Annotated in this window: 4 protein-coding genes; 2 read left to right on the top strand and 2 right to left on the bottom strand. The window is 72.8% G+C overall.

Features of this window, described 5'->3' with window-relative positions; genetic code table 11:
* The first annotated feature begins 224 nt into the window (after positions 1-224).
* The gene (locus tag AC1MIR_RS06840; RefSeq protein ID WP_480027433.1) at positions 225-2,807 is read left to right on the top strand and encodes a PAS domain-containing protein; all 2,583 of its coding nucleotides are present in this window, start codon (positions 225-227) and stop codon (positions 2,805-2,807) included.
* Here the strand turns inward: AC1MIR_RS06840 and ccmB are convergent.
* On the bottom strand, positions 2,794-3,453 hold the full coding sequence (gene ccmB / locus AC1MIR_RS06835; protein WP_480027432.1) for a heme exporter protein CcmB: 660 nt from the start codon (positions 3,451-3,453) through the stop codon (positions 2,794-2,796). The two genes, AC1MIR_RS06840 and ccmB, sit on opposite strands and share 14 nt — an antisense overlap.
* Positions 3,450-4,040 carry a heme ABC exporter ATP-binding protein CcmA gene (gene ccmA / locus AC1MIR_RS06830; RefSeq protein ID WP_480027431.1) on the bottom strand — a complete coding sequence of 197 codons (591 nt, stop codon included), beginning with the start codon at positions 4,038-4,040 and terminating at the stop codon, positions 3,450-3,452. Before ccmA ends, ccmB begins: the two co-directional genes overlap by 4 nt.
* A gap of 202 nt (positions 4,041-4,242) precedes the next feature.
* On the opposite strand from ccmA, the gene acnA reads away from it, so the two are divergent.
* On the top strand, positions 4,243-6,939 hold the full coding sequence (gene acnA / locus AC1MIR_RS06825) for an aconitate hydratase AcnA (protein WP_480027430.1): 2,697 nt from the start codon (positions 4,243-4,245) through the stop codon (positions 6,937-6,939).
* Positions 6,940-7,022 lie beyond the last annotated feature (83 nt).

Genomic DNA, 7,022 nt, shown 5'->3' with positions numbered 1-7,022 from the left:
CCACCCCCTCCGCCCCCCCGCGGGGACCCCCCCTTTTTTCCCTGGCCCGCCCCCCCTCGGGGGGGGCGGCCATTCTTTTTTTCGGGCGCCGCTGACCCGGTCCCGCGCCGGGAACGCCTCTTTTTTGCATCGAACGATTGCACGATGCCGATTTGTGCGGAAAATTGCATGTCTCGTGTCGCGCCGGCCCTCGCCGGGCCGACGACCAGCAAGGGCGGCGGTCCATGCGAACGCCACGGCGAAGGACAGGGTCCGCAGCACCCGGCGGCAGCCGCATCGACGGTGCGACCGCCCTCGTCGTGCTGTCGCTGCTGGTGCCTCTCGTGCTGCTGGCCGGCATGGCGGCGGTCGCCTGGCGCAATGTCTGGGCGGATGCGGCCGCCGAGGTGGAGCAGGCCGCCGCGACCGTCGCCGAATACGCCCAGCGCGAGCTGACCCTGCATGCGGTCGCGGCGGGGCGGATGGATGCGCTGCTGCGGGGGCTTTCGGACGATCAGATCCGTGCGCGGGAGGCCGGGCTGCACGCCGCGCTGAAGGCACTGGTGGACGAGATCCCGGGCGTCGCGGCGGGCTATGTGCTCGACCGGCATGGCGGGGTGCTGGTCTCGGCCAATCTCTTCCCGGTGCCGCGCGATGTGCGGCCCGGCGCAGACCGCGACTTCTTCCTCGCCCTCGCGGCCGATGACGCGCCGGCGCTGCATGTCAGCCAGCTGCATCGCGGCCGGCTGGACGGACGGCTGTTCTTCGCCGTCAGCCGTCGCCGCACCGGCACAGGCAATGCCGAGGTGCCGCCGGGCGGCTTCGACGGCGTCGTCAACATCTCGGTCTTCCCCGAGGCGCTCGCCGCGCAACTCGGGCGCCTTCGCCCGGAGGAGGGCGACATCACCGGCCTGATCAGGACCGAGGGCGACATCCTGGCCCGAAGCGTCGGCCTCGCCGGGCCGGTCCGCGCGCCGGAGGAGGTGTCGGCGCGCGTCGCGGCAGGCGCGGACAGGGCGCTGATCCACGATCGCTCCGTGGTGGACGGCCAGGAGTACCTGGTCGCGTCGCGGCGCGTCGAAGGCTGGCCGGTCCACGCGGCCGCCGGCCGGTCGGCGGCGCGGATGGCCGCAGCCTGGCGGCGGGAGGTGGGCGAGCAGCTGATCTTCGGCGTTCCGGCGACCTTCGCGCTGTTCGCGGGGGCGCTGGCGATGCGGCGCAGCCAGCGGCGGCTGGCGGCGGCACGGGACGAGCTGGAGTGGCGCGTGGCGGAGCGAACCGCGGCGCTGGCGGAGCAGGAAGGGCTGCTGCGCGGCGCCCTGGAGGCGGGGCGCGTCTTCGTCTTCTCGCTCGATCCGGCGACCGGTCGCGCCACGCGCTCGGCGAATGCCGCAAAGCTGCTCGGGCTGCCACCCGGGGAGCTGATGGAGGACGCGGAGGAGGCCATGGCGCGGGTGCATCCGGATGACCGGCCCGCGCTTCGTGCAGCGCTCTCTGGTCTGACGCCGGCGGATCCGCATTTCCTCCTGGTCTATCGCTGGCTGCGGCCGGACGGGCAGGTGGCCTGGCTGCGCAGCTCCGCGACAGGCCGCTTCGACGGCGCCGGGCGGCTGGTCGCCGTCACCGGGCTGGTGCGCGACGTGACCAGCGAGACCGCGGCGGAGCGCGCGCGCCGGCAAAGCGAGGCACGGCTGCGCGCGGCGGCGGAGGGTGCCGGCCTCGGCACCTATGAGATCGACTTCACGACCGGCGAGGCCCGGTTCGACGCGCGCGCCGCGGTGGTGGCGGGCGGCATCCTGCCGGCGGACCGCTGGATCGCGATCGGCGGCGCGGAATGGCAGGCCTTCGACGCCGCCATCCACCCGGACGATCGCGCTGCGTATGAGGCCGCCTGGAATGCCGTGGCCTCCGGCGGCGCCGAGAGCTGGGCATTGGAGACCCGCATCCGGCTCCCGGACGGCGGCTGGTGCTGGGCCTGGTGCCACGGTGCGGTGGTGGAACGCGACGGCGCCGGCGGTCCGCGGCGCCTGGTCGGCATGCTGCAGGATGTCACCGAGCGGCACCGCCTGGCGCAGGAACTGCGCCAGGGGCAGAAGCTCCAGGCTCTGGGCGAACTCGCCGGCGGCATCGCGCACGACTTCAACAATGTGCTGCAGGCGGTGGGGGCCGTGGCGCGGATGATCGAGGCAGGCAAGGACGACGCCGGCGCGCTGCGGCGCAGGGTCGGGCTCCTGAACGCGGCGGTGGCGCGCGGCTCGGCCATCACCGGGCGCCTGCTCACCTTCGCCAGGCGCGGCGAGGCGCGCTGCGAGCCGATCCTGCTCGGGGAGCTGCTGGCCGAGTTGCAGGAGCTGCTTGCCGCGACCCTCGGCGCGCGCATCGGCGTGGTGCTCGACATCGCCCCCGGCCTGCCGCCGGTCCACGCCGACCGCGCGCTGCTGCTGACCGTGCTGCTGAACCTCGCCACGAACGCGCGGGACGCCATGCCGAGGGGCGGGACCGTGACCTTCGCGGCGGAGGCGGCGACGCTCGAACCCGGCGCGACCGGCCAGCCGGGGCTGGCGCCGGGATCCTATCTGCGGCTGTCGGTCCGCGACACCGGCACCGGCATGGACGCCGAGACGCTTGCGCGCGTCACCGAGCCGTTCTTCACCACCAAGCCGGCCGGGCAGGGCACCGGCCTCGGCCTGTCCCTGGCGCGGCAATTCGCCGAGGATGCCGGCGGCGCCCTTGGCATCGAGAGCGCGCCGGCCGCGGGCACCACCGTGACGCTCTGGCTGCCGCTTCCCGCGGCGCCCCCACCGGCGCCCGGGATCACTCCGCCCTGAGCGCCGCCCCCGCGGCCAGCGGCGCCATCGGCAGCGCCAGCGCCAGCAGCGCGCCGAGCAGCAGCAGGTAGGGGCGCGCAGAGAGGCCGGCGGCGGCGGCCTCGATCGCAGCGGCGCCGAAGATGACCGCGGGGATCGCCAGCGGCAGCACCAGCAGCGGCAGCAGCACCCCGCCGCGCCGGGCGCCGAGCGTCAGCGCCGCCCCGGCAGTGCCGAACAGCGACAGGATCGCGGTGGCAAGCGCCAGCGCCGCCACCGCCGCGGCCCAGGCCTCGGTCGGCAGGTTGAGCATCGCCGCCGCCACCGGCGTGGCGGCCAGCAGCGGCAGGCCGGTGGTCACCCAATGGCCGAGGGCCTTGGCCATGGCCAGCGCCGCGGGCGGCAGGCCCGACAGCAGAAGCTGCTCGAGCGAGCCGTCCTCCGCCTCCGCGCCGAACAGACGGTCGAGCGGCAGCAGCGCCGCCAGCAGCGCCGCGGCCAGCATCGCGCCCGGCGCCACGCGGGCCAGCGTCTCGGGCGCCGGGCCGATGCCGAAGGGGAACAGGGCACAGACCAGCACGAAGAACAGCACGGCGGCGAGCGTGTCCGCCGGATGGCGCAGCGCCAACTGCACTTCCCGCCGGAAGACGGCGCCGAACGCCCTCAAAGCCGCAGCTCCCGGGCGTCGGGCAGCGGCAGGGGCAGGTGGGTCGCCGCCAGCACCATCCCGCCCGCGGCCCGATGCGCCGCGAGCAGCGCGCCGAGCCGCTCCACGCTCGCCGCATCGAGCCCGACCGTCGGCTCGTCCAGCAGCCAGAGATCGGAGGGCGCGAGCGCCAGCCGGGCCAGCGCCAGGCGCCGCTTCTGCCCGGAGGAGAGCACGCGGGCCGGCAGGTCGCCCAGCTCCGCCAGCCCCAGCGCGGCCAGGGCCGGCTCGACGTCCCCGCCCCAGAGCCGCGAAAAGAACGAGAGATTCTCGCGCGCGGTGAGGGAGGGCTTCAGCGCATCGGCATGGCTCAGGTAGCGCAGGCGCCTGGCATGGGCGACGCGGTCGGCGAAGGCATCGGCGCCATTCCAGAGCAGCCGCCCCTCGGCCGCCGGGATCAGCCCGGCCAGCAGCCGCAGCAGCGAGGACTTGCCCGCGCCGTTCGCCCCGGTCAGCAGGAGGGCGCCGCCCGGGGCGAGGCCGAAGGAGAGCCCGGCGAAGACCGCCCGCTCGCCCCGCCAGCAGGCCAGCTCCTCCGCCTCCAGCATCCGTCCTCCCCCTGCACCGAATCCATGCCGGCGCGCCACTGGCCTGCCCCGGGACGTTGTGGTTTAAGCCGCGTGCTGCGGGTGCGAAAGCGCCCGGGGCGAAGCATTGCGCCAGGGCCGGCGGAAGGCACCCGGCAAGCCGGGGCGCATCCGGCCGTGGCGCCAACCAAGCGCCCCCTGGGCGACACGGGGATACCGGACCATGCGCATGATCGGGCAGGACAGCCTGAAGACGCGCCGCACGCTCAACGTCGGCGGCAAGGAATACTTCTACTTCAGCCTGCCCGAGGCGGCGAAGCAGATCGGCGACATCTCCCGCCTGCCCTTCAGCCTGAAGGTGCTGCTGGAGAACGTGCTGCGCTTCGAGGACGGGCGCAGCTACACCGTGGCCGACGCCAAGGCGATCGCCGAATGGGTGAAGGAAGGCCGCTCCACCAAGGAGGTGCCCTTCCGCCCCGCCCGCATCCTGCTGCAGGACTTCACCGGCGTCCCGGCGGTGGTGGACCTCGCCGCGATGCGCGACGCGCTGGCGAAGCTGGGTGGCGACCCGCGCAAGGTGAACCCGCTGGTGCCGGTGGACCTGGTGATCGACCACTCGGTCATGGTGGACGTCTCCGGCACGGCCGACGCGCTGAAGAAGAACGTGGACATCGAGTTCGAGCGCAACGGCGAGCGCTACGAGTTCCTGCGCTGGGGCCAGAGCGGCTTCGCCAATTTCCGCGTCGTGCCGCCGGGCACCGGCATCTGCCACCAGGTGAACCTGGAATACCTGGCGCAGGTCGTCTGGACCTCGCAGGACGGCCCCGACAGCTACGCCTTCCCCGACAGCTGCTACGGCACCGACAGCCACACCACGATGGTCAACGGCCTCGGCGTGCTCGGCTGGGGCGTCGGCGGCATCGAGGCGGAAGCCGCGATGCTCGGCCAGCCCATCGCCATGCTCATCCCCGACGTCATCGGCTTCAAGCTGATCGGCAAGGTGCGGGAGGGCGTGACGGCGACCGACCTGGTGCTGACCGTCACCCAGATGCTGCGCAAGAAGGGCGTGGTCGGCAAGTTCGTGGAGTTCTTCGGCCCGGGCCTCGCCGAGCTGCCGCTGGCCGACCGCGCGACGATCGGCAACATGGCGCCCGAATACGGCGCGACCTGCGGGTTCTTCCCGGTGGACCAGACCACCATCGAGTATCTGCGCCTGTCCGGCCGCGACGAGCACCGCCTGGCGCTGACCGAGGCCTATTGCAAGGCGCAGGGCATGTGGCACGACGCCTCCACGCCCGAGCCGGTCTTCACCGACACGCTGGAGCTCGATCTCTCCACCGTCGTGCCCTCCCTCGCCGGGCCGAAGCGCCCGCAGGACCGCGTGCCGCTGACCGACGTGGCCGCCAGCTTCGCCAGGGACCTGGCCGCCGGCACCATGGGCGTGCCGGGCGACAAGGCCGAGCTCCGCGTGCCGGTGGAGGGGGCCAACTACGACCTCGGCCATGGCGACGTGGTGATCGCGGCGATCACCAGCTGCACCAACACCTCGAACCCCTATGTGCTGGTCGCGGCCGGCCTCGTGGCGAAGAAGGCGCGTGCGAAGGGGCTGAAGCCGAAGCCCTGGGTGAAGACCTCGCTCGCGCCCGGCAGCCAGGTGGTCACCGACTACCTGACGAAGTCCGGCCTGCAGGCCGAGCTGGACGCGATGGGCTTCCAGACCGTCGGCTATGGCTGCACCACCTGCATCGGCAATTCCGGCCCGCTGCCGGAGCCGATCGTGGACGCCATCGAGAACAACAAGCTGGTGGCCGCCAGCGTGCTGTCGGGCAACCGCAACTTCGAAGGCCGCGTGCACCAGAATGTGCGCGCCAACTACCTCGCCTCGCCGCCGCTGGTCGTCGCCTATGCGCTGGCCGGCACGGTGAAGCTGAACATCGCGACCGACCCGCTCGGCACCGGCAGCGACGGCCAGCCCGTGTATCTGAAGGACATCTGGCCGACGCAGAAGGAGGTGAACGACACCGTCCACGCGGTGCTGACGCGGCAGATGTTCCAGACGCGCTACGGCGACGTGTTCAAGGGCCCGGCGCAGTGGCAGGCGATCCGCGTGGACGCGGACAGCGACACCTATCGTTGGAACTCCGGTTCCACGTATGTGCAGAACCCGCCCTATTTCGAGGGCATGACGATGGAGGTCGGCCCGATCGCCCCGGTGACGGGTGCGCGCGTGCTGGCGGTGCTGGCCGACAGCATCACCACCGACCACATCTCGCCCGCCGGCTCGATCCGCAAGGCCTCGCCGGCCGGCGAATACCTGCTCGAGCACCAGGTGCGGCAGGCGGACTTCAACAGCTACGGCGCGCGCCGCGGCAATCATGAGATCATGATGCGCGGCACCTTCGCCAACATCCGCATCCGCAACGAGATGGTGCCCGGCGTCGAGGGCGGCATCTCGAAGCACTACCCCTCGGGCGAGCAGGCGCCGATCTACGACGTGGCGATGCGCTACAAGAAGGACGGCGTGCCGCTGGTGGTGTTCGGCGGCAAGGAATACGGCACCGGCTCCTCGCGCGACTGGGCGGCGAAGGGCACCTTCCTGCTCGGCGTGAAGGCGGTGATCGCCGAGAGCTTCGAGCGCATCCACCGCTCCAACCTGGTGGGCATGGGCGTGCTGCCGCTGGTGTTCAAGGAAGGCGAGGACCGCAAGTCTCTCGGCATCCGCGGCGACGAGACGATCGACCTGCTCGGTCTCGAGGAGCTGAAGCCGCGGATGGACGTGAAGATGGTCATCACCCGCGCCGACGGGTCGAAGACCGAGACGACGCTGCTCTGCCGCGTGGATACCGCGGACGAGGTCGAGTACTACCGCAACGGTGGCATCCTGCACTACGTGCTGCGCGGGATGGCGAAGGCGGCCTGAGGGCAACCCAGGACGGCAGATCCGGGGGGGGGGGGGGGGGCCGGCCCCCCCCCCCGAGCGCCCGGCCGACGACCCCCCCCCCC

The sequence above is a fragment of the Falsiroseomonas sp. RANM36 genome (assembly GCF_056682175.1).
Note: the sequence above shows the minus strand (reverse complement) of the source record. Positions and strands in the feature narration are given on the sequence as shown.

Excerpts from the sequence above, each read along its gene's own strand:
- AC1MIR_RS06840 (WP_480027433.1), top strand. The coding sequence starts at position 225 with ATGCGAACGCCACGGCGAAGGACAGGGTCCGCAGCACCCGGCGGCAGC.
- ccmA (WP_480027431.1), bottom strand. The coding sequence starts at position 4,040 with ATGCTGGAGGCGGAGGAGCTGGCCTGCTGGCGGGGCGAGCGGGCGGTC.
- acnA (WP_480027430.1), top strand. The coding sequence starts at position 4,243 with ATGCGCATGATCGGGCAGGACAGCCTGAAGACGCGCCGCACGCTCAAC.